General features: G+C 57.4%; 20 protein-coding genes. 5 read left to right on the top strand and 15 right to left on the bottom strand.

Annotated elements, in window-relative coordinates; genetic code table 11:
* Position 1: 1 nt before the first annotated feature.
* From tssK to K3754_RS05755, 15 genes are all read right to left on the bottom strand, one after another.
* Entirely contained in the window at positions 2 to 1,342 is a 1,341-nt protein-coding gene (gene tssK, locus K3754_RS05825) for a type VI secretion system baseplate subunit TssK (RefSeq protein WP_203211918.1), read from the bottom strand.
* Positions 1,343 to 1,375: 33 nt separating this feature from the next.
* Positions 1,376 to 2,782, bottom strand: a complete 1,407-nt coding sequence (gene tagH / locus K3754_RS05820; RefSeq protein ID WP_259941854.1) for a type VI secretion system-associated FHA domain protein TagH — start codon at positions 2,780 to 2,782, stop codon at positions 1,376 to 1,378.
* Between the two features lie 9 nt (positions 2,783 to 2,791).
* Positions 2,792 to 3,091, bottom strand: a complete 300-nt coding sequence (locus K3754_RS05815; RefSeq protein WP_203211920.1) for a PAAR domain-containing protein — start codon at positions 3,089 to 3,091, stop codon at positions 2,792 to 2,794.
* 4 nt (positions 3,092 to 3,095) lie between these two features.
* Positions 3,096 to 3,647: a DUF6931 family protein gene (locus tag K3754_RS05810; protein ID WP_238938215.1), complete on the bottom strand. Its 552-nt coding sequence runs from the start codon at positions 3,645 to 3,647 to the stop codon at positions 3,096 to 3,098.
* A gap of 65 nt (positions 3,648 to 3,712) precedes the next feature.
* Positions 3,713 to 5,716 carry a type VI secretion system Vgr family protein gene (locus K3754_RS05805; RefSeq protein ID WP_259941849.1) on the bottom strand — a complete coding sequence of 668 codons (2,004 nt, stop codon included), beginning with the start codon at positions 5,714 to 5,716 and terminating at the stop codon, positions 3,713 to 3,715.
* A gap of 91 nt (positions 5,717 to 5,807) precedes the next feature.
* Positions 5,808 to 8,519, bottom strand: coding sequence for a type VI secretion system ATPase TssH (tssH, locus tag K3754_RS05800; protein WP_259941847.1), 2,712 nt, complete (start codon positions 8,517 to 8,519; stop codon positions 5,808 to 5,810).
* Between the two features lie 38 nt (positions 8,520 to 8,557).
* Positions 8,558 to 9,601, bottom strand: coding sequence for a type VI secretion system baseplate subunit TssG (gene tssG / locus K3754_RS05795; protein ID WP_203211924.1), 1,044 nt, complete (start codon positions 9,599 to 9,601; stop codon positions 8,558 to 8,560).
* A complete protein-coding gene (gene tssF, locus K3754_RS05790; RefSeq protein WP_203211925.1) occupies positions 9,565 to 11,445 on the bottom strand; it encodes a type VI secretion system baseplate subunit TssF in 1,881 nt (626 codons plus the stop codon). Before tssF ends, tssG begins: the two co-directional genes overlap by 37 nt.
* Before the next feature lie 6 nt (positions 11,446 to 11,451).
* A complete protein-coding gene (gene tssE / locus K3754_RS05785) occupies positions 11,452 to 11,949 on the bottom strand; it encodes a type VI secretion system baseplate subunit TssE (protein WP_203211926.1) in 498 nt (165 codons plus the stop codon).
* Positions 11,942 to 12,778 (bottom strand): type VI secretion system accessory protein TagJ, encoded by an 837-nt coding sequence (locus K3754_RS05780; RefSeq protein WP_259941843.1) that lies wholly within the window; start codon positions 12,776 to 12,778, stop codon positions 11,942 to 11,944. The genes tssE and K3754_RS05780 overlap by 8 nt, the downstream gene beginning before the upstream one ends.
* A 60-nt stretch (positions 12,779 to 12,838) precedes the next feature.
* Positions 12,839 to 13,330 (bottom strand): type VI secretion system tube protein Hcp, encoded by a 492-nt coding sequence (locus K3754_RS05775; RefSeq protein ID WP_203211928.1) that lies wholly within the window; start codon positions 13,328 to 13,330, stop codon positions 12,839 to 12,841.
* Between the two features lie 87 nt (positions 13,331 to 13,417).
* Positions 13,418 to 14,911, bottom strand: coding sequence for a type VI secretion system contractile sheath large subunit (tssC, locus tag K3754_RS05770; RefSeq protein WP_259941841.1), 1,494 nt, complete (start codon positions 14,909 to 14,911; stop codon positions 13,418 to 13,420).
* A 3-nt stretch (positions 14,912 to 14,914) separates the two neighbouring features.
* Complete coding sequence (gene tssB / locus K3754_RS05765; RefSeq protein WP_409202368.1) at positions 14,915 to 15,451, bottom strand: type VI secretion system contractile sheath small subunit; 537 nt, start codon at positions 15,449 to 15,451, stop codon at positions 14,915 to 14,917.
* 47 nt (positions 15,452 to 15,498) lie between these two features.
* Positions 15,499 to 16,539: a type VI secretion system protein TssA gene (gene tssA / locus K3754_RS05760; RefSeq protein ID WP_259941838.1), complete on the bottom strand. Its 1,041-nt coding sequence runs from the start codon at positions 16,537 to 16,539 to the stop codon at positions 15,499 to 15,501.
* 241 nt (positions 16,540 to 16,780) lie between these two features.
* On the bottom strand, positions 16,781 to 17,911 hold the full coding sequence (locus K3754_RS05755) for a bifunctional 2-polyprenyl-6-hydroxyphenol methylase/3-demethylubiquinol 3-O-methyltransferase UbiG (protein ID WP_259941836.1): 1,131 nt from the start codon (positions 17,909 to 17,911) through the stop codon (positions 16,781 to 16,783).
* 293 nt (positions 17,912 to 18,204) lie between these two features.
* On the opposite strand from K3754_RS05755, the gene K3754_RS05750 reads away from it, so the two are divergent.
* From K3754_RS05750 to K3754_RS05730, 5 genes are read left to right on the top strand one after another with little or no spacing between them, the layout of a single operon-like run.
* Positions 18,205 to 18,627: a hypothetical protein gene (locus tag K3754_RS05750; RefSeq protein ID WP_311201469.1), complete on the top strand. Its 423-nt coding sequence runs from the start codon at positions 18,205 to 18,207 to the stop codon at positions 18,625 to 18,627.
* Positions 18,628 to 18,630: 3 nt separating this feature from the next.
* The gene (locus K3754_RS05745) at positions 18,631 to 19,254 is read left to right on the top strand and encodes a MotA/TolQ/ExbB proton channel family protein (RefSeq protein WP_203211932.1); all 624 of its coding nucleotides are present in this window, start codon (positions 18,631 to 18,633) and stop codon (positions 19,252 to 19,254) included.
* Positions 19,255 to 19,264: 10 nt separating this feature from the next.
* On the top strand, positions 19,265 to 19,705 hold the full coding sequence (locus tag K3754_RS05740) for a biopolymer transporter ExbD (protein WP_259941833.1): 441 nt from the start codon (positions 19,265 to 19,267) through the stop codon (positions 19,703 to 19,705).
* Entirely contained in the window at positions 19,702 to 20,118 is a 417-nt protein-coding gene (locus K3754_RS05735) for a biopolymer transporter ExbD (RefSeq protein WP_259941831.1), read from the top strand. Before K3754_RS05740 ends, K3754_RS05735 begins: the two co-directional genes overlap by 4 nt.
* On the top strand, positions 20,115 to 21,662 hold the full coding sequence (locus K3754_RS05730; protein ID WP_259941830.1) for a DUF4384 domain-containing protein: 1,548 nt from the start codon (positions 20,115 to 20,117) through the stop codon (positions 21,660 to 21,662). Before K3754_RS05735 ends, K3754_RS05730 begins: the two co-directional genes overlap by 4 nt.
* The last annotated feature ends 6 nt before the right edge of the window (positions 21,663 to 21,668 follow it).

The raw sequence follows: 21,668 nt of genomic DNA, 5'->3' as shown, positions 1-21,668 counted from the left end.
CCTAGCTGTTTCGGATCGCCCAAAGTTCCATCTCTAGGCCGGGGTATTGTCCCGACACATGCACGGCGATCCCCCCCGAGGTGGTCATCTTGCCCCAATAGGGGCTTTCTGCATCCAACTCGAAATAAACGGTGCCCGCATGATACGCGACCTGGCGGGGGGCAATCGGCAAGGGCCGCAAGGTGATCCCCGGAAGTGCCGAGTTGACCAACTGCCGGATTTCCTCAACCGGACCGATCTTGGATTGTCCGGCAAAATGCCGGCGAATGTCTTCGGCAGGCACGTCGGCTTTGACCGCCAAAACAAAACCGGCGTTGGACAGCAGCTTGCGGTCGGCAATGATGCCCACACTGATGCCGTATTTACGCTCTTCCAGAGCGATGGATACCGCCGTTTGTTCCAGAACCGCGCTCAGGTATTGCCGCAAGGCACGGAACACCGGGTTGAAGGTGCCGCGCAAATCATCATGCTGATAGGCCGGAAACAGCGGCGCTTCTTTGTTGTCGCTCATAAAAGCGGCCAGTTCACCGGCCAGCGACACACAGGCCCGATAGGCGGCCTCTGGATGCAGGTTTTCGATGTTCGCAAAATGCCGGAACACCGGCAGCGCCCTGTTCACCGTCATCAACAACAGAAAATCGGAAATATCCGCCGTGCCCCGCGCAGGCCCGCTTTCAGACAAACGCCCGGCAAGCGCCTGCATCCGGTGCGACAGCAGCCCTTCCAACTCGCTGATAAAACCAGCCAAAGCAGGGGCGGCACGCACATCCAGGCAACTGGGAATAAACGACCGGTCCAGCAACACCTCTTTGTCGGGACGCACCTCAATGATCCGCGCAATGGGAATCGCCAGCATGTCCGACAGGTCATCCACCGCCAGCGCGAATTTCAGGCGCAGCTTGCCCACACCAATCGTCACAGGCTTTTTGCCAGCTCCTGCTGCATCGGTAACTTCAATCTCGGAGGGCAACAACCGGCTGGCGGAGTGGCCTCCATCGGTCATATCAACCTCGCTGGCCCCTTGGCGGCGTTGCGGGATTGTCAAAAGAACGACGCAATCCTTGATGTTTTCAGGCACCTCCAGCGACGGCGGGTGATCCTCGGCTTGCGGTACCCGAAAGACCGTGCCGTCCTGCGTCAGCCCGGAACAGTTCTTGAGGCTGAACTTACCAACCTTCAGCGCCTCCTCGTCGATTTCTAGCGATGAAAAGCCCCATGAATAGGGCAGCGTTCGACGCGCGATACCTGCAATCAGCGATTCAGTATATCGATCAGCCTGCTGGAAATGATGGGGTTGCAAAAACAGCCCCTCGGTCCAAAGCACTTTGTTGTCCCAGGACAATCGCCGGCCTCCCGTTTGTTGCGCAAAATAGCACTATTTCAGTTTATCGAGCTGCTCTTTGTAAGCCCGAGCAAATTCCCGGCTGAACAACTCATGGAAATCGTTCTCAGCCTGGTCGGATATCTGAGAATACATTTTTTCGTATACTTCCCAGTAACGGGCTTTCTTGCCTTTGAACATACTGCCAAAGGCACCCGAGGTTTCAATCTGGCCCGCCAGTTCCTGTGGGTCAAGCTTGCTCAGAACCCCTTTGATGGCCGCCTGCATGCCCGTGACCATCGCAACCTCGTGGGCTTTGATGTCATCCAGCGCCTCTTCGGTCGCGCTTTCAGGGGAAAGGTAGCCTTTGGACTTGGGTTTGACCAAGGCCTCAATGGCGTGATCTTCGCTCAGGGAGAACTTTAGCGGGTTATTTCCACCGGCGCTGATCATCGTTTGATCAATGCGGAACTCGGATTTGATCGACGTCCGCGTCATCAGGATTTCGCGCAGGCCAATGATCATTGTGCGCATCACACGGCCCAGACGGGCCATGGTTTGATCCAGATCCGCATCGGCGACCGCCAGATCCTCACAATCCAGTGCCTCGATAAAGCGTTTAGCCGCCGTTTGATCACCGCCACCGGATTGAGGTGCGGCGGCAACTGGTGCGGGCGCAGGCTGTGCAACGGGTGCAGACGCTGGCGGGACAGACGCTTGGGCCACTTCTGGCTTCGGCACCACGGTCTCTGGCGTTTTCGTCGGGGCCGCATTGTCAGGTTCCAGCAAATTGTCCCAATCATCCGGGATCAGCGAGGTATCAAACGCCGCGCCCGGTTTGAAACTGTCATTGGTCGAGGGGCTGTGCATCTCCAGCGATGCACCGCTGCCTTCGGTGCCGTCCTCGGGGTGTTTGAAGAACGGATCTTCTTCGTCACCCATCGGCAAGAGCAGCTCATCAATGGGATCAGATGTGTCAATCTGGGTCGGCCCTTTTGGACCGCCCTCTGCACCCAGAAGGTCATCCAGAAAATCGCCTTCGATGCTGGGATCGTCCAGTACCGCCAGGGGATCGGAGGACGTATCCGCATTGCCCGGAAACGCCGAGGCTGTGGGGGCGGGAATATCCATCAGATCAGGCAATTCCGCGCCAATCTCAACCACCAGCTCATAACCGCCAGCCGACAAAACATCACCGCTGTTCAGGGGCTTGGGCGTCCGGCCCAAGGGCACCTTGGAATAGTTCAGAAAGGTGCCATTGGTGGATAAATCTACAATGACGTACCGCCCGTTATGTTCTTCTAGGACAAAATGGTTCTTGGACAACATCCTGTCCGGATCGGGTAAAACCAGATCATTGGCGGGGCCGCGCCCGACGGTCAGGCTTCCGCCACGCATCGTGACAGGTTGGCCGTTGCCGGGCACCATGCCCGAGGATTGAAATTTAAGCGTTACCGTCATCGTGGAAAATCAGCCCCCCACCAGCACGGTAAATTCGCCCAGTGCAATTGGACCGCCACAGGCGCAGTTGTCACCGATCCGCGCGGCCAACAATTTGCCGATCAACACCGTGCCGGACCCTTTGACGATCGGATGCGGCGGCACGGCCATTGTCATGTCGGTGACCCGCGCCGCAGGCAGCTTGCCAATCATCACGGTTGGCAGGCAGGGCGGCGCAATCGGGATCGGCACGGGCAAAACCGGTGGTGGCGGCGTGGTCGGCAAGGCACAGGCGTGCAGATCGGTCATTCTGGCTTGTGGCATACCCATGATCTTATCCTTCTTGTTTCGTTTCTGAGGCGTCAAAGACACCGTTCCCGCCTTTGGCAATGTCCAACGCACGGTCCACCAAGAGCTGTGTATAGCTGTCGAACTGATCCATCTTCTTGCCAAGCGCCTCAATATTCATAGCAAAGGCCGCCACGGATGATCCACCCGCCGGACCGGGATATTGCGCCATTTCGCCCGGCCCCAATGTTCCGTCCGCATACATCACGCTCAGGGCGCAATTGACAGTGTCATCCTGCACCGGCGCATAGTCCAGACTTGCAATCGCCGCCTCGCGGTTTTCATCGGTGGGCTGAAAAACCCATGCCTCGGCGGCGGCCAGCGACGGTGTGGCATTTGCCGCGCCCGCCCCGACAATATCACGCGCCGCAAGACAGGCCCACCAGACCCGTTCACGCGCAGGCAAAACAACAGACATCAGACGCAGAATATCTATCGGCGCATCCTTGGCGTCCAACTCTTCGAGCACCACGCCAATCGGCGCACTGGCGGGCGCGGACAACTGGGTTCCCAGCTTTGCGTTTTGTTCTGCCAACATCTTTGCCGCAGGCTCCGATGGCAATTTTGTCAGGTTTTCGAAACGTTTATCCAATGCACTGCATCCTAGTTGATAAAGACCACACCGCCCTTAAGCGTGAGCATCGTATCGGCTTTGACCGTTGTCAGCGGGCTGGTCACATCGGCCTTGATATCGGCCTGCACGGTGACGGTCGGACTTTTCACTGTGATCGATTTGGGATCCATCTTGATCGAGGAACCGCCCACCTTGAACTCGATGGATTTCATCGCCGTGACGACAATCTTGCCCGATTTCACATCGACCTTCATGTCGCCCATCTTGAGCAAAGTTTCATGATCGCCCTTGTCCAGCGTGGTCTTGTGATCGCCCTTTTTGACCTTTTCAGTATAGTTGCCTTCGTTGATGGTCTCGTTCACATCGTTGTGCACCACAACATCGAGATTGCCGTCGTCCTTTTTCTCAAGGCCGATCTTGACCGATGCATTGTTCTTGACGATCTGCTCATAGTCTTTTTCCGACTGGAACCGGACCAGTTCATCGTCTTTCTTGTCCTCAAACATCAGTTCGTTGAACCCGCCCCCCTTGAGAGAGCTGTTGGTCTTCACGCCTGATTGGGTCTTGTTGTCCGGCAAGCTGTAGGGCGGCATGGTCTTGTCATTGTACAGCATGCCAATGCACAAGGGCCGGTCCGGATCGCCCTCTTCAAACTGGATCACCACCTCTTGGCCGATGCGCGGGATCGCAATCGCGCCCCAACGTTTGCCGGTCCATGGCATCATCGTGCGCACCCAGCAGGAAGACTTGTCATCGTTCTCGCCGTCCCGGTCCCAGTGAAACTGGATCTTGATCCGGCCAAATTTATCAGTCCAGATTTCCTCTCCGGCGGGACCGGTGACAACTGCGGTATGGATGCCGCCGATATTTGGCCATGGGGTGATTTGAGGGCTGCGATACTGCGCATCGCTGGCAATCGCCTTGAAGCGCACCAAATGCGCGTCGTTGTGGTCGGCCTGGGGGTCATCAACGCCCAGCGTCTTGAACAGATTGCCCAGCACCGCATCGCCCAGCGCCTGAACCTGCAAAAACTGGTGTTCGCATTCCAGCACCATCACATCCGTCGGATCATCCGGGCGGGGCGATTTATCCAAGGTAAATGTCTGACCGACCCCCATCATCACCGCGTCCGACAGCCCCACAACCGTCTTGTGCTGCACACCTTCGCTTTCCATGCGGACCTTGGCAAACTCCTCGCCCAAAGGCGCCTTGCGATAGTGGCCGGGGTAGTCATAGCGTTCGTGTTCCTGATCGATGTAGGCTACGCCCGATTTCGTGCTTTCGGTCGTCAAATCGGCGGTGGTGTTCTCGAAATCATAGTCCTCCAGCGTCACCTTGCCGCTGCGAACCTGTTCGGCGTTGTTCCATTCGAAGACCACCGGATCGGTCACTTCGATTGTGGATTTAATGGTCTGCGGCATGAACAAAAGCTTCGACGGTTTGGCGATGGGTTCATGCGCACTGGGCGCATCTGCGAGAACCAGCTTTTCGGTGTCCCCTTCGTGCCGGAAGAAATAATAGATCCCCTCTTCCTCCATCAGGCGGCTGATGAAATCAAAGTCGGTCTCGCGGTATTGGGTGCAATATTCGCGCGGTTGGTAGCTGGCGTTCAGTTTTTTCTGGATGTGACCGGAAAAGCCGTACTCCTGAATCACTTCCGTAATGATTTCAACAACGGTCTTTTTCTGATAGATTCGCACATCGGTCCGGCGCGTCAGGAACCACAGCCATGGACGGATCTCGGCGCGGTAATGTGCCCCGACTTCCACCTTTCCCACAAACTCGGCCGAGATGCAGGTGCCGCGAAACCAGCGTTTTTGCGCGTCTTTGTCGTCAGCCGCAACAAGGTGCATGGATTTGCCAACAATATCTGTCAGGGCCAGTTTGGCGTTCTCGCAGAAGAACTCGACTGTGACGCTGGAAATGGTGCTGACGCCTTCGCGCACCTGCGCAACCAGCGGCAGCAGTTTTTTGTCTTTGACATCCCCTTCAAGCCGTAGCGGAAAACCGGCAGGATCAAGATTCTTTAGCATGTTCTGCCCTCTCTGACTCTGATGAGCCTAGCCCAACCGGCGTTCACTGACCAACTCTCGGACCGCAGTCTTTTGACCCCGGCCCGCAGTCTCAGTCAAAACCGTAGCTGAACTCTCCATCTGTTACATCAATCGCCACTTTGCTGACTGTCTCGCCGACCATCATCCGGCGCAAAAACTCAGACGAGATGTCCGGCAGCATCGAATTGGTCACGATGGCGTCAATCATCCGTCCGCCAGATTCCAGCTCCTGACAACGTGACACGATCGTATCAACAACGGCGTCCGTATAGGTGAACGGCACCCCATGTGCCTCTGAAACCCGCTTCTCGATCCGGCCCAGTTGCAGCCTTGTGATCTTGCCGATCATATCAGGCGACAACGGATAATAGGGTATCGTGACGAGCCGCCCCAGCAACGCCGCCGGGAAAATCTTGAGCAATGGATCGCGCAGTGCTTTTGCGATGCCTTCAGGTTCCGGCATCAGGTCAGGATCGGCGCACATGTCCATAATCAAATCGGACCCCGCATTCGACGTCAGCAGGATCAGCGTGTTCCTGAAATCAATCGACCGTCCCTCGCCGTCTTCCATCACACCTTTGTCGAAAACCTGAAAGAACAGCTCGTGCACATCTGGATGCGCTTTTTCGACCTCATCGAGAAGAACAACCGAATAGGGTTTGCGCCGCACCGCTTCGGTCAAGACGCCCCCCTCCCCGTAACCCACATAACCCGGAGGCGCACCTTTCAGGCTGCTGACGGTATGGGATTCTTGATATTCGGACATGTTGATGGTGATGACGTTCTGTTCGCCGCCATACAGCACCTCGGCAAGGGCAAGCGCGGTTTCGGTTTTGCCGACGCCGCTGGTCCCTGCCAGCAAGAAGACACCGATGGGCTTGTTCGGGTTGTCCAGTTCGGCGCGGCTGGTCTTGATACGCTTGGCGATCATTTCCATCGCGTGATCCTGTCCGATCACCCTTTTGGACAGATGCTCTTCGAGGTTCAGCACAGTTGCCAGTTCATCGCTGACCATGCGTCCCACGGGAATGCCTGTCCAATCGCCCACAACGCTGGCCACGGCATGGGCATCGACGATGGGCAGGATCAGTGGCGTCTGGCCCTGCAGTTCTTCAAGCTCGGCGTTTTTGGCCTTGAGCTGCGTCAACAGATCGGCGCGTTCCTCCGCTGTCATCGGGCTTTGCTTAACCGCGTCTTCGCTGTCGGCATCAGGTGTATCCACCGGCGCGCCGCCTTCGCGCAATTTGCTGCGCAGCTCCAGAATGCCGCTGACCACAGCTTTCTCGGCCTCCCAGCGTTCATCAAGCGTGGCAAGACGCGCCTCTTCCTCGGCTTTGAGGGCTGTGATCGCCTCGCGCCGGCCGGCCACATCCATGCCTGCGGTCTCATCGCGGCCTATGATCTCTAGTTCCGTGGTCAAAGCATCAATCCGCTTGCGGCTATCGTCCACCTCGGCAGGTACGGCATGTTGGCTCACGGCCACACGGGCGCAGGCCGTGTCCAGAACGCTGACCGATTTGTCGGGCAACTGGCGGGCCGGAATATACCGCGCCGACAGCGACACCGCCGCTTCGATGCCTTCGTCCAGCACTTGCACCTGATGGTGGCTTTCCAACATCGTGGCAATCCCGCGCATCATCATGATGGCCTTGGGGATATCCGGCTCTTCGACCTGAACCACCTGGAAACGGCGCGTGAGGGCTGGATCTTTTTCAATATGTTTTTTGTACTCGGCCCAGGTGGTCGCACCAATGGTACGCAATGTGCCTCGCGCCAGCGCGGGCTTGAGCAAGTTCGCCGCATCCCCGGTGCCCGCCGCGCCGCCCGCGCCCACGAGGGTGTGGGTTTCATCCACAAACATGATGATCGGCACGGTTGAGGCCTGAACCTCGTCAATGACCTGACGCAAACGGTTTTCGAATTCGCCCTTCATCGAGGCGCCAGCCTGCAGCAGCCCCACATCGAGCGTCAGCAACCGTGCCTCACGCAATGCTGGCGGCACGTCGCCGCGCGCGATGCGCAGTGCAAAGCCCTCAACAACCGCCGTCTTGCCCACACCGGCCTCACCGGTCAGGATCGGATTGTTCTGGCGTCTGCGCATCAGCACATCAACGATCTGGCGGATTTCTTCATCACGGCCAACAATCGGATCAATCTCGCCGTTGCGGGCCTGTTCCGTCAGATCGGTGCAGAACTGCTGCAACGCCTCTTCCTTGCCCATCGCGCCGGGGGCCATAGCGCCGGAGGCCTCACCCGGCACTGCGCCGCCGCCGGTTTGCGAGCCGTCCTGCGGCCGCAAAGCGTCTTCGATCGAACCGTCCACGATGGCGTCGAAGTTGTCGGAAAAGTCATCCACCTTGATCTTGGCAAATTCGCCCGAGATATTCATCAGAATTGGCCGCAGATCCGGCGTCTTGAGCAGCCCCAGAATCAAATGCCCGGTGCGAACCTGATTGGAGTTGTAGAGCAGCGATCCGTAAACCCAGGCCCGTTCCATCGCACTTTGCAAATGCGCCGAAAGATCTGAAATTGAACTGGCACCGCGCGGAAGAGCATCCAACGCGCGGGTCATATCCGCCGAAAGTTTGGCCGGGTCCAGATCGTAATGCTGCATCACCTTTGCCAGATCGCAATTGTCGATCTGCACCAATTGCGCCAACCAATGAATGAGTTCGACGTAAGGGTTGCCGCGCATCTTGCAAAACACGGTCGCGCCTTCGATGGATTGATATCCAATCTTGTTCAGCTTGCCAAAAAGGGCAACACGGCTGATTTCGGTCATCGCAATCTCCTCCGCTGTGGCGCGGTTAAGGTTTCAATTCAGGCCGCCTGCACCTCATGAGCGGGCCGGGCGACCAAGGGTTCTAGATACAAATCGGCAACTTCCTCGGGATGCGGATCCGAACCGATCCAGCTGGTTAGCCCCAATTGGGTCGTGGCCCCCAACTGCGCTTGCGGGACATCTTTGCCGTGCAGGACAAGGTTCACATCCCAATCGAGTTGATCTCCGATATAATTGCGCACAATCGCCCGCAGCCGTTCCAACGCGGGGGAGCCGGGCAACAGGTTTTGATAATCCTCCATCGACAGGGGTCCAATCCGCAGACGGAACTTCGACGACTGCGACCAAACCCGCGCCCCGATACAGGCGGTCTGCCCCAGTGTTGCAGGCCCGCCAAGGATCCAATGATCGGACGGCTCAAGCGTCAGCCATTCGCCAACAAATTCTTCCAATGTCACGGGCGCGTCAAAGAAGCCGTTGAGGATCGCGACCAGCCCATCGGCATTGCGCGGTCCATTGGCCAGCAACCCGACATAATGGCGTTTCGCCATTTCAGGCATCGCGTCCCGGTTCCGCAGGTTCTTGCCGTGATACCCACCCAGCGCCGCGATCTTGTTTTCGGTTTCGCTGTTCTCGCCGCGATCAAAGGCGGCTGTCGGCTGGCCCTGCACCCAAGCGCGATACAGCAGGGTCATCAGCCGGTGCGTCAGCATATCGGCAAAGGCCACAAAGGTAGGATCGTTGTAGTTCAACTTCCGGCTGCGGGCATATTCCGTCAGGTGCAGCGGCAAAGGGCCATGTGGCCCAAAAAAACCGAAAAAGAAGTTTCGCAGTTTTGACGGTCTCGCTTTGGTAGGTTTGTCAAAGCCCTGGATCGTTGAGGGTGGAAACCCAAGATAGGGTTCCTGACCAAAACGCACACCATCCTGCCGCGGACGCCGGGACTGGCCGAACCGCGGGCCGCCCTGCCCCTGTGCATCAAGAAGGCGCATGGCGTGGAAAATATGATGGGCTTCGGGATCACGGATCAGACGTTCAAGGTGGGTCAGATCGCGCGATGTGTCCCCTTCCTTGGTGACCATCTTGTGATCTCTCCTCTTTGTTGGGTTTTCAGGACCATCTCGGTAAAACTGTTGATGGTCGCATATTTTTGAAAGAACCGCTCCAACACCGCCGCGAGGGACAGCACCGAACTACCCTCGAACAGGGTTTCGTCCAGTTCCAGCGTGATTTCCAGGCCGCGCACTGCGGTGGACAAGGTGCCCTCATGGATGCGCCGGACAATCGGGCGTGTATTGACTGCGACGATCCCCTCAAGTTGTTGCTCCATCGCGCGGTCGCCGATGGGCGCGTAAAGTCCAATGAGTTCGCGAAGCGCCGCCGCGCCGCCGCCGTCGGCCCCGGTGTCATCCGAGATTGACAGGTAATTCAGGCTCAGATGGCTGACCGCCCGCCAGGCGGCATCCCCCTGGGCAATGCAGGGCTTGGGCTTGGTTGGGCCGACAGGCGTTCGAATTGTCGTAACCGGCCCGCCTTCGGGCAAGTGAAACACGTTATCAACCCCATTGGGCAGCAGCATCGGCAGATCGCGGTTGGTCACCATCGCCTCAACTGCCAATTGGCCAAGATGGGCCGGATAGGGCGCTTCATGCGCATCCACAATCGACAGATAGCTCTCGGACCCAAGGTAATTGGTGCGCATCCCCTTGAGGGTTTCCGCCGCGCTGCGCTGGCGCAAATGGCGCTTGTGGGTGTAATACGCCCCGCCCCCACCCGCCGCTGCGGTCATCTCATCGGCGGAATAAAACGCCTTCAGCGGCAGATCGTCTTTGCCTTCTTTGCTGATACCCGTGACCTTGGAAATTGAAAAAACCTCGAAATCCTTGGGCGCGGTTCGGTCCGCGACAAGGTGATATTCTGTAAACCGCTCGGACACGGGCACGCGGTCACATCGTTTCGGGAAAAGATTGATCGCAGGCACACAATGCAGCTTCAGCGCATCCGGCGTGATGTTCGGCGCAATCTCCGGCTTGCTGTCCCGCATCAGGAAATAAAGATCGAGACTGTCTTCATCGCAGCGCGTGATCACCGATTGCAGGCCCGACACCTCAACAAACAGATTGCGTTCCGGCATCGCAAAATGTTCCTGCAACAACCTGTAGCCATCGAAGGACGGGCGCGGCGTGGGCAACAACGCCTCATCCCGGTCCAGGCCGCGTGGGCGGATCGGGTTTTGCAACCTTTGGGTCCAGCCGTCCCGCCGGTTCGGCGATTTGGCCACCACAGTTGCGGGGCTGGCGCAGAGCATTTCGAACAAGGACCAACCGGTGCTGAGCTGTCCACCCAGAAAGAACGTCAGCCGATCCAGCGGCAATTCCTTGATCGGCAATCCGCCATGCCGGGTCAGCCGCAATCGGACAGCGGCGCGGGCGTCGGGGTCTTGCGCAACGCCCGCGGCAACCAGCGCACCGCGCCCGTCGATATATTCCGCCTCTGTCACAGTGATGGGCCACAAATCCAAGTCATGGGCCGTGCGGAACTGGCAGGCTTTTTGAGCACCGCTGACCGTCTTGGACCGCAACGTGGTGTCGCGGGGCAGCTCATAGCCCTGCGCGAGGTCGGCATTGGTCAGATCGGGAAGCAACTCTGCCACCATCATCGAGGGTGTCGGTGCCAGAAAATGTGGGAACACCACGTCAAGCAAATGGCTGGTGAAGGCCGGATATTGCATCTCCAGCTCTAACTGGACACGCGCCGTCAGAAACGCCGTACCTTCCAGCAATCGCTCAACATAGGGATCTAGGATTTCGAGACCGTCCATGCCCAGGCGCGAAGCGATCTTGGGATAGGCATCTGCAAATTCCGCGCCCATCTCCCGCAGGAAGGCAAGCTCGGTCTCGTAATGTCTCAGCAGGCGGCTATCCATCGTGGGTTATGCCCCCTGCTCTAGCGTGACCTGACCGGTTGTGGTGTCAAACTGGCTGCGCAGATACAATTCGGTCGGCAGGGGCTGGGCCCACATATCGCCGACGATATCAAAAGTGATCACCGGCTCGCGCTTGGCATCCTTGGTCCGGCTGATCACGTTAAGGGATCCATCAATCAGACGCGGCTCAAAAAGTTCGACAGCCTTTTGAATGGCATCGCGCACATTGGCCGCACGGCGCAGGTTTGCGTAATCGCCCGTCGCGTCCGGCACACCATAGTTCAGGACCGATTGCGAGACATTGGGATAGAGATCGGCGTCGATCTCGCTGTCAATGTTACCGGTGTTCAGCAGCCAAGACAGATCACGCTGAATGATCTCGCGCAGACGCCGGATATCGATCATCCGCTCCGATGCTGTTTCGGTCTTTTTGTGCGGTGCTTCGTCGGTGAGCCGATCCAGGATCGACGGTTGAAGGCGCTCTGTAAGGGTCCGATCAGCCATCCCCCTCGTCCCCATCCGGTGCCGCCGAACCGGACGGCGCAGCAAACTGGATGTTACGCGCGTCCATCAACGGAATTTCCGCCGCATCAGTCACCAAAAGCCTCTGACCCAGACCGGCAAACAACCCTTCGCCCAGATCATCCCATTGCGTGGTTCGCGACAACAGCATCGCATCCTCGCCCGTCGCCACAGTTCCGGCATAGCGGGTCGGAATGAGCCCGACCAATTCGCCGCCGTTGTTCAATGTCAGATTGGCGGCCGTCCAAACGGTATCACGCAAATCCTCCGGCGCCTCGATCCGGAGACTGGAAAGGACATTAAAGGGCATCCAGAAGTACTTGCCGTTAATGACAATTTCCAATACCGGGCCCAGCCGCATATCGGCGTCCGCGATCCATTCAAAATCCTGCCCGTCAATTTCGCCTGAGGCGGCAGGTGCCTTGTCAAAGGCCTCTTCGCGCAGCTGTGCGGCTTGGGCGGTATCACCTTTTGCAAGCGCCCGAAGCGCCTGTGCCAGCAAAGCCAGCCAATCCTGAGGTTCCCCAAAAATCAGCGCGTCTTTCTCGCCCTTGAATACCTTCTCGCGGAATACCTCACAGATAATCGCCTCGCGGTAGGTTTGGGCCATCGGCAAGGCCGAAGCGTCCAGTTGCGCACATAGTTTAAGCTGCGCAATGGCCCGTTCCCAGTTCCCCTGCACACAAAGCAATTGAAACAGAAAAATGCGCAATTTGGCATCTTCGGGTCGCGACCGGACATCGTTCTGCAAAGCAGCCAATGCGCCGGCCAAATCCCCGGATTTCAAAAGATCTTGTGCGGTATTTTCCACAAGTGCGCTCCGTCAGAAATGTGCAAGGAAGGTCGCCGCGACCAGGTCGCGGCGCACCCTTTAGCCGAACTTTGGTTCGTTCTCGGCCATGTTCCATTCGAAAGTCTTCGCAGCATCGCCGCTGCCGTCTTTCTTCTGTGGTACATATTCAACCTTGCAGGACCGGAAGTTCAGCGTGACATTCTCCGTCAGCTTGTCTTCTCCGCCCGAACCACCTGTGGACACAGATGTGATCAGAACGTCTTTCATGGAGATGATGATATATTCCAGCGGCTTTTTGCCGGCCTTGCGAACCGTCAGCTTGGCTTCAGCGAAGTGATCACCATTGGCGCAATACACCATCAGAATGGCGGATGCTTTATCCACCCATTTTGTGATCGAGATGTCTTGGAAGTTTGCCTTGCCGGAACCGCCGCCACCACCAACGTGGAAGCTGCCGGACTGGCTCATGCCCCATGACCAAGCCAGAACATCAATTTCGTTCTTGTGTTTCGCATCCTGCGATTCACCTTCAATTTCACCCGTGATATCGAGAAACATGTCGACGGCCATTACGAACGTCCTTTCATGGATAGAGCGGATCTTCCGCGTTTAAAAAATTGGCGGGTCGCACCGACAACCGGAGCGACCTCAATTTTCTTACTGTTTTTCAGAAGGCAACTTCGACACAAGCCGCAGTGAAACGGACAGGCCTTCCAATTGGTAATGCGGGCGCAGATAGAATTGCGAGCGGTAGTAGCCCGGATTTTCCTCGTCCGCCTCGACAACAACCTCGGCCGCCGCAAGAGGCTTGCGCGCCTTGGTGTCTTCGCTCGATGTGCCCGGGTTGCCGTCGACGTATTGCATAATCCAGTCGTTCAGCCACCGCTCCATTTCAGCCCGTTCTTTGAATGAACCCACCTTATCACGAACCATGCATTTTAGATAATGCGCAAAACGGCAGGTCGCGAAAAGATAGGGCAAACGTGCCGCAAGGTTGGCATTCGCTGTTGCATCCGGATCGTCATATACGGCCGGTTTATGCAGCGATTGCGCCCCGATGAATGATGCCACATCCGTGTTTTTACGGTGCAAAAGCGGCATCAGACCCGCCTTGGCCAGTTCGGCCTCGCGGCGGTCACCGATGGTCACTTCGGTTGGGCATTTCATGTCCACGCCGCCGTCATCTGTCGGGAAGGTATGGGTTGGCAGACCTTCGATTGTGCCGCCCGACTCAACTCCGCGGATACGGCTGCACCACCCATATTCCTTGAAGGACCGGTTGATGTTCATCGCCATCCCATAGGCTGCGTTGACCCATGCAAACTTGGATGAATCGCCGTCGCCGGTTTCCTCTTCAAAGGCGAATTCTTCCACCGGGTTCGACTTGGCCCCATAAGGCTGACGGCCCAAGAACTTTGGCATCGCCAGACCCAGATATTTGCTGTCCTCGCTGTCGCGCAGACTGCGCCAACCAGCATATTCCGGCGTCTGGAAAATCTTGGTCAGATCGCGCGGGTTGGAGAGCTCACCCCAGTTTTCAAACTGCATCAAGGATGGGGCTGCCGCAGCAAGGAATGGCGCGTGACCAGCGGCACTGATCTTGGCCATTTCACCAAGCAGTTCCACATCCGGCGGCGTGTGGTCAAAGTAATAGTCCCCGACCAGACAGCCATAAGGTTCGCCGCCGATTTGGTCGTATTCTTCGCCGTAAAGTTTTTTGAAGATCGGCGATTGATCCCAAGCCGTGCCTTTGAACTTGCGCACTGTCTTGTGCAGTTCTTTCTTTGAGATATTGAACACCCGGATCTTCAGCATCTCATCGGTTTCGGTGTTGTTCACCAAGAAATGCAAACCCCGCCACGCGCTTTCCAGCTCTTGGTATTCTTCATGGTGGATGATCTGGTTGATCTGTTCTGACAGCTTACGATCAATTTCCGCCACCATCGCTTCGAGCGACAGCAGAACATCCTCTGAAATAAGGGATGCGTTCTCAAGGGCTTGCTGGGCCAATGTGGTGACAGCAGTTTCAACGGCAGTTTTGGCCGTCTCCGTGCGCGGGCGAAACTCTTTCTGCAGCAGGCTGGAAAAATCAGACTCTTCCGTCTGAACCGCGCCTGCGCCGCCTTCGACTTCTGTTGCTTCTTCGGCCATGGTTTACTCCTCGTCTTTCGCGTCGCCCTGATCGTCAGCCGGAGCAGCTTGCGCCGCCAACGACTTGAGCAATGCAGGATCGTTCATCGCTTTTGAAATCAGCTCTTCCGCACCGGGTTTGCCGTCCATGTAGGTCATCAGATTCGACAACTCGTTGCGCGCCTCCATCAACTTGCGCAGCGGCTCAACCTTGCGGGCAATGGCACCGGGCGAAAAATCGTCCATGCTTTCAAAGCTGACATCGACCGACAGATTGCCTTCGCCGGTCAGCGTGTTTGGTACGGAAAACGCCACGCGCGGTTTCATCGCTTTCATCCGGTCATCGAAGTTATCGACATCAATTTCCAGGAACTTGCGATCCGCAACGCCGGGCTGTTCCACTTCGGACTTGCCCGCGAGATCAGACATGACCCCCATAACAAATGGCAGCTGAACTTTTTTCTCGGCACCGTAGAGCTCAACGTCATATTCGATTTGCACCCTCGGGGCGCGGTTTCTGGCGATGAATTTCTGTGAGCTGGACATTGTCGTCTCCCCCATTTTTGATGTTTTTAATTGGCTTTCCCGCCCCGGAAATCAGAGGCGGCTTATTCGCTGTAGTCTTCTTCTATGCCTCCCACGAGGTTGACATTCTCTAGGCCCAAGGGCGCGATATCATTCACGATTGTCAGGAAATCCGCCCCGATCAACCGCCGCGCCCGTGCGAGCAGAATAGGCAATGGGCTAGAGGGTTCGTTTCGCTTATAATACGCAATGATGCTGTCAAGGGCGCTGGCCACATCGGCGGGTGATGCAATCTGCCCCGGCGCACTGACCGCCGCGCCGCCTGCCCCGCCACTTTGGGGCGCTTGGCCGGTTCCCGCATCGGTTTCGGCATCGCTGCCCTCGGTGGCGGGTGTATCTGCGCCGGTTTCTTTGGCCAGAATGCCGACAATATCGCCCAACATCTTTTGCAGCGGGTCAAGTGATGGACCAAAGCCAGGTGTTTTCTCAAGGAACACCGCATCAATGGCGTTCACATCTTCAAAGGCTGATCTTGCAGCTTCATAGTAGGCCATCAGTTGTTCTGATGGCGTATCCTTAAAGGCCGCCTGCACATCCGACATCGGCATCGGTGTCTCATCATCCGCTGGCGGGGTATCGCCGTTCGACACCTCAATGTCGCGCAATGTGACCTGCCCAAACGCCCGGCTGTTGGTCAAAGGTGCCCAGCGACGCAAAGACCGCAGCACAGTCGCCCGGCCCGCGAGGTTGGTAACCGCATTGATCCGCATGGTTGGATCATTGTCATCATCCGCATCCAGTTCCGGATGGCAGGTGTCCCAATGCTCCTCAAGGCAGAAACGTATAAATCTTGTGACCTCGGCAAACCCTTCCAGCCCGTTAATCCGTAGCTCGCTGTCGGCCAGATAGATCGCCGCGCGGATCTCGTGGCTGCGGTCCAGCACTTCCCGCGCCTTTTGCGCCAGCGCTTTGTAGTCCGGATCACTGCCCGCAACAATTTCGCTGCCCGCCTGGCGCTCTTCTTCCGGCTGCGCTTCAAGCTCCATCGCTGTGAAGGCCGGATCATACTCCAAATTTTCACCGCTTGGCGTTTCATCGCCATGGATCTTCATCAAGTCAGACAAAGCACAAAACCTTAATTACAGAGGACACCAAAAGAACGAGGAACAAAGCAGACCGTAAAGAAATTATGGTACCAACTCCTGCGAGAAAAGCTAGGTCTAGAATTGGTTGAGCGGGATTTAGCAAAGAGGCCTGTCGGAAATTCCCCGTTGATACGGCACAGTTGGCCCGCATCGCAGGCTTCGCCAAACCCCGCACCTATCGCGGGGACCTCAGTTTGCATCGTGCCTTAGGGTCAGGGCCCTAGTATCGCGGTTTCTTGTAGCGGTCTGGAATATCAAACCCGTTGGCACGTGACACCACCAACAGCGGGTCCCAAACCGAAGACAGCAGCGCATCATCCGGTTTCACGATATAGGGGCCCATTTTCTCTGCCTTGATCCGAAGGCTGTTGGCCTGCTTTTGTGACAACCCCGCGACATAGACAGCACCGCCAATATGGCCGCAGCCCAGCGCCTCATGGCGGGCCGGAAAACTGACGTATGGTGCAACCAATACCGTGCCGGGACGCGCCTGTGTGGCAATCGCTTGCTCCATCTCGATCAGAAGGGTTTCTTCGCTGATTGGGCGGTAGAAATAGATAACATCGTAGTTCCCGTACCCCTCAAAGGTCAGCGCGTCTTGTTCAAACACCTGGCAATTGAGACCATCATCCTTGGAAAGCAGATGATTGGCGGCGTCCACATAGGCGGGATCAAAATCAAACCCGTGGGTTTCCGGGAAATAGCGAAAGGCGGTCAGGACCTTGAGCCCACCACCACAGCCGACATCCAAGAACCGCACAGGTTCATTCCGGCGTTGCGCAAGGATCACCCGATAAGCGGCATGCAAATGCTCGTGAAACTCACTGTTGGACAGCGCAATATCTGGGAAACACGCGTGATCACGGGCGGCATCGCTTTGCTCTGACGGGTTCAACATCGCATGCAACCAATGGAACACATCATCGCTCGCGCCCATCTGTGTATAAGTCGTTTTCGCCAGCTTGGCCTGTGGCGGATAAAGCGGCAGTCGTCTGGTCTGGCGCTGTTCCTGAACCAGCCCCCGTATGGTGGCCCATCTGTTGATCTCGAGACGAAACAGATTGGTTCGGGCACCCACAACGCCCCAAGCGCGTTTGATGTCCATCGCCTCGTCTGGGGTGCTTGCCGCGGCCTCTTGTGCAATCCGCGCGGTGTTCATTGCCGTCAGAAAAAGCAGGTACTCGCGGGTCAGACGGTCAATCTCTGTACACAGGAAATCCACCTGCCGTGCGTTCCGGCGGGATGGTTTCGCAAGCTCTGCCTCGAGCTTTTGAATGATCCCTTTCAGGCGCCCGTCAAACCCGCCAAGTTGCTTGAAATAGCTGTCAGGGCCGCCGCTTTGCTCGTGCATCACATTGGTCCTTTCAAAGACTGTAAATTGAACTCAGGTCGCATCACCGCACCCCTAATTGGTGCGATCGCGGATGCGCGTGGACCTCATTCTTGAACCGGCCTTGACCAAAATGCAAACTTGTCGTTCACTTTGCCCCATTGTGTAAGCGGCCCAATTCTTGGGCGAATTATCGCGCAGCCAAAGCGAAATATCGGCCCGATCAGGACAGAAACACAATGCCGGGCACGCCTGACATTGCGCAACATTCGATCAGTTCACGGCGACGCGGTCACTATTTTTGGGGGAAAGATGTGAAACGAATTTCGACAATCGCCGCAGGTGCGATCATGGGATTGATGGCGACCGGCGCATGCGCCGAAAGCGGCGATCTCACCGTGGAATTGAACAAGTTCGAACCGGGTGAAACCGGCGGATGCCAAGCGTTCTTTTTGTTTCGCAACGAGGTCGGCAAAAGCTTTGAAGGCTTTGAGATGAGCCTGGCCATTCTTGATTCCCAAGGTGTGATTGACCGGCTTTTGTCCATCGACGCCGCCCCCCTGCCGATTGAACGCACCACGTTGAAACTTTTTGCGATCCCACAGATTGCCTGCACAGACATCTCGGAGATCCTGCTGCACGACATCACGACCTGCAAACCCCAGAATGAGCCTGAGGCGGATTGTTTCTCCTTTCTAAAGCTGAACAGCAAGACCACAACAAAGTTGGTCAAATAACCGATGTTTGGCTTGTTTGAGAGCATCGGAACTGGCGGTCCCATCATTGCAGTGCTGATCGTGTTGTCGGTGTTTTCCCTCACGGTGATTGCCGTCAAGACGCTGCAACTTTGGTCGGTGACCTCTGGGTCGGACCTGCGCACGGCTGCGATTGAGGCATATGCCAAGGGCGACACCACATCCGCCGCCACACAAAGCGGCGCAGGAAAGGCACCCGCAGATCGGGTTCTAAGCTACGCCATGCAAGCGCTGAAAGATGGCTATTCCGGCCCCCCCTTGATGACGGAGCTCACCCGCCGCGGCAACGAGGAATTCGCGCAGATGAACAAACAGATCCAGTTTCTGGAATTGATCGCGATGATTTCGCCGCTGATAGGTCTGCTGGGGACTGTTCTGGGCATGATCCAGTCCTTTCAGGAATTGGAGCTGGCACAGGGTGCGGCAAATGCTTCTGTTTTGGCGGGCGGTATCTGGCAGGCACTTCTGACCACAGCCGCCGGATTGCTGGTCGCTATTCCCGCGGCGGTCGGGGCGTCCTTGTTGTCGGCCCGCGCAGAACGCGGGGCACAATGCATCGAAGGGGCCATCGCGCAGTTGATGTTGGTCCACGAACAACACCCCAAGTGAGGCGGCAGGCATGACCCATGATCCTGCCCCAGTACTGCACCGGCCCAAACGGCCCAAGGCGCTGATTTCCATGGTGCCGATGATCGACGTGATGTTGATCTTGTTGATCTTCTTTATGGTCACATCGACCTATATCAATCTCGACATGATCCCCGCGCTGCAACGGGCAGATGATGCCTCTGACGATGCGCCACCCGCCCAAGTGGGTGGCGGCGGGCTCTTGATGGTGCGGATCGGGGCGGACGGAACACCCACCCTGCGCGGGCAAGCTTATGCGCTGGCCGATCTGAAACAGCTTTTTAAGAACAAGATACAACAGAACGCAGACCAACAGGTGCTGATCCTGCCGTCAGGATCGGCCAGTATGCAGGCGCTGGTTTCGGTGATGGACATAGCCACCCTATCCGGTGTGACCCAATTGCAAATTGTCCGGCTGGATGCCTCCCCATGAGGTTGTCCCGCCGCCCATCCCGCACCCCGCCAGAGACCATCGTGGCCCTGATTGATGTGGTCTTTTTTCTGCTGGTTTTCTTCATGTTGATCGGCCGCATGGATGCAACGGCACCCTTTGATGTAATCCCGCCAACCGCATTGACCGGCGCGGATATGCCATCGGGCGGGATGACCGTTTCGGTCTCTGCCTCCGGCACCGTGGCGCTGGATGGCGCATTGGTCACGCTTTCCCAAATGGACAGCCGCCTGGCACGGGCATTGGCCGACGCCCCGCAAACCCTGATCCGCATCAACGCCAACAGTGCCGTCGAACTGCGCCATGTCCTGCCTTTGCTCAGACGGATAGAAGGATTGGGCGCACAGGAGGTGGCATTGGTTGTCACCCCCGAACCCCACGATCCAACCCAATGATGCGCGGCGCGGGTCTTTGGGGTGCGGGCACGGTTGCCTCTGTTGCCTCCCATGCCGTCGCCGCGGCGCTTTTGATCTGGGCGATCAAACCCGGGCCCGTGGAGGATCAGCCCAAGCCGCAAACCAAGCTGAATATGACAACCTATCAGGTGGCGCGCAGCGCGGCCAAAGAAGCCACGCCAGAAATGACCGCGGCCCGGCAGAACACGGCGGAAAGCAGCAGACTTGCCGCCCATGGCCCGGCCCTGCAACGCTCGCAAGCGGTTAAGGCGAGATCCGAGAAAATACCGCAAGCCCCGCCTGTGTCCCAGACCGCACCCCGGATTGCGGCCCGATCGACGCCCCTCACCAACACAGTGGCGCAAAGCGCGACCCCGGCGCAGGCCTTGAACCTTCCTGCCCCCACGCTGGCCAGTGCCGTGACTGTTCAAAACATCGCTCAAGCTGTTTCTGTTTCGGCAACCGAGGCACAGCCGATCGCCGCCGCCTCTGTACAAACCCAGACAATCACCCTGCTGCAACCGGCAAGCGATACAGCAAAACTGGTCGTCTCGGCGGCCCTCACACTGCCGCCGGCACCGCTTGCAGCCCCCCCTGCCCTCGCCGCCAATTTGTCCACAACACAAGCCATTGCAAACACCCCTCAAGCCATGGCCAGCGCCGATGTTCCGCTTTCCGCAGACGCGGCAGTCCCGTTGGACCTGCCTGCACTTGAGGGTCAAGCCACCCTCGCATTCGCCGCCCCGGGGGACGGACCCGTCGATCCCGTTTCGCTGACCGCCTTTCAAAGTTTTATGCGGCCCGGCGATTTGAGAGGATCTTCAGATGACGTCAAAGACGATCTCGCCTCGGTGATCAGCGGCGTCCCCTGTTCGCGCGTTCAGGTTCGGTTTGAGCCTCTGGACAATGCACTGGTTGTATCCGGCCATGTGCCGGAAGATGCCCTGCGAGGATCGGTTCTGCAGGCAATGCAGGAAAAAATGGGCGCTGACATACCAGTGTTGGACAACCTGTTGATCCTGCCCAGCCCGCAATGCGGTGCATTGGCTGGCATTGCCGGGGTCGGCCTGCCGCAATCGACCGATCAAATCACCAATCCGCTGTTGGTTGGCGATGACACCCACGCCAGGGAGTTCCGATATGTCGCGGAACAGCCGATGGTTCTAACACTGCAAGGGGCCGATTACGACGCCTACGTCTATGTGGATTACTTCGATGCGGCGGGGAACGTCATTCACCTGTTGCCCAACGCCCATACACCGATGAAGCGGGCACCGAAACAATCCGCCATAAAGGTCGGCTCGGACCGCGCCTTGCAGCCGGGAGAGACCGGATTGTTCATGAAGGTTGGCCCGCCCTACGGGCAGGAAATCGCAGTGGCCTTTGCCGCGTCAGCACCGCTTTATGACGGGGTACGCCCCTTAAGCGAGCCGGCCGCGCCCTATCTGGATTGGCTGAAGGACAAGGTGGCCGAGGCCAAATCGACCCATCCGGATTTCAAAGGGGAATGGGTCTATTTCTTTGTGTCCACCTCGGCCGAATAATTCCAC

It is taken from the genome of Sulfitobacter sp. M368 (assembly GCF_025141875.1).
Classification (GTDB): domain Bacteria; phylum Pseudomonadota; class Alphaproteobacteria; order Rhodobacterales; family Rhodobacteraceae; genus Sulfitobacter; species Sulfitobacter mediterraneus_A.
Note: the sequence above shows the minus strand (reverse complement) of the source record. Positions and strands in the feature narration are given on the sequence as shown.

Coding starts and splice junctions, on each gene's coding strand:
- tagH (WP_259941854.1), bottom strand. CDS start 2,782: ATGACGGTAACGCTTAAATTTCAATCCTCGGGCATGGTGCCCGGCAAC.
- K3754_RS05815 (WP_203211920.1), bottom strand. CDS start 3,091: ATGGGTATGCCACAAGCCAGAATGACCGATCTGCACGCCTGTGCCTTG.
- K3754_RS05810 (WP_238938215.1), bottom strand. CDS start 3,647: ATGTTGGCAGAACAAAACGCAAAGCTGGGAACCCAGTTGTCCGCGCCC.
- K3754_RS05805 (WP_259941849.1), bottom strand. CDS start 5,716: ATGCTAAAGAATCTTGATCCTGCCGGTTTTCCGCTACGGCTTGAAGGG.
- tssH (WP_259941847.1), bottom strand. CDS start 8,519: ATGACCGAAATCAGCCGTGTTGCCCTTTTTGGCAAGCTGAACAAGATT.
- tssG (WP_203211924.1), bottom strand. CDS start 9,601: ATGGTCACCAAGGAAGGGGACACATCGCGCGATCTGACCCACCTTGAA.
- tssF (WP_203211925.1), bottom strand. CDS start 11,445: ATGGATAGCCGCCTGCTGAGACATTACGAGACCGAGCTTGCCTTCCTG.
- tssE (WP_203211926.1), bottom strand. CDS start 11,949: ATGGCTGATCGGACCCTTACAGAGCGCCTTCAACCGTCGATCCTGGAT.
- K3754_RS05775 (WP_203211928.1), bottom strand. CDS start 13,330: ATGGCCGTCGACATGTTTCTCGATATCACGGGTGAAATTGAAGGTGAA.
- tssC (WP_259941841.1), bottom strand. CDS start 14,911: ATGGCCGAAGAAGCAACAGAAGTCGAAGGCGGCGCAGGCGCGGTTCAG.
- tssB (WP_409202368.1), bottom strand. CDS start 15,451: ATGGGGGAGACGACAATGTCCAGCTCACAGAAATTCATCGCCAGAAAC.
- K3754_RS05755 (WP_259941836.1), bottom strand. CDS start 17,911: ATGCACGAGCAAAGCGGCGGCCCTGACAGCTATTTCAAGCAACTTGGC.
- K3754_RS05745 (WP_203211932.1), top strand. CDS start 18,631: ATGTTTGGCTTGTTTGAGAGCATCGGAACTGGCGGTCCCATCATTGCA.
- K3754_RS05740 (WP_259941833.1), top strand. CDS start 19,265: ATGACCCATGATCCTGCCCCAGTACTGCACCGGCCCAAACGGCCCAAG.
- K3754_RS05735 (WP_259941831.1), top strand. CDS start 19,702: ATGAGGTTGTCCCGCCGCCCATCCCGCACCCCGCCAGAGACCATCGTG.
- K3754_RS05730 (WP_259941830.1), top strand. CDS start 20,115: ATGATGCGCGGCGCGGGTCTTTGGGGTGCGGGCACGGTTGCCTCTGTT.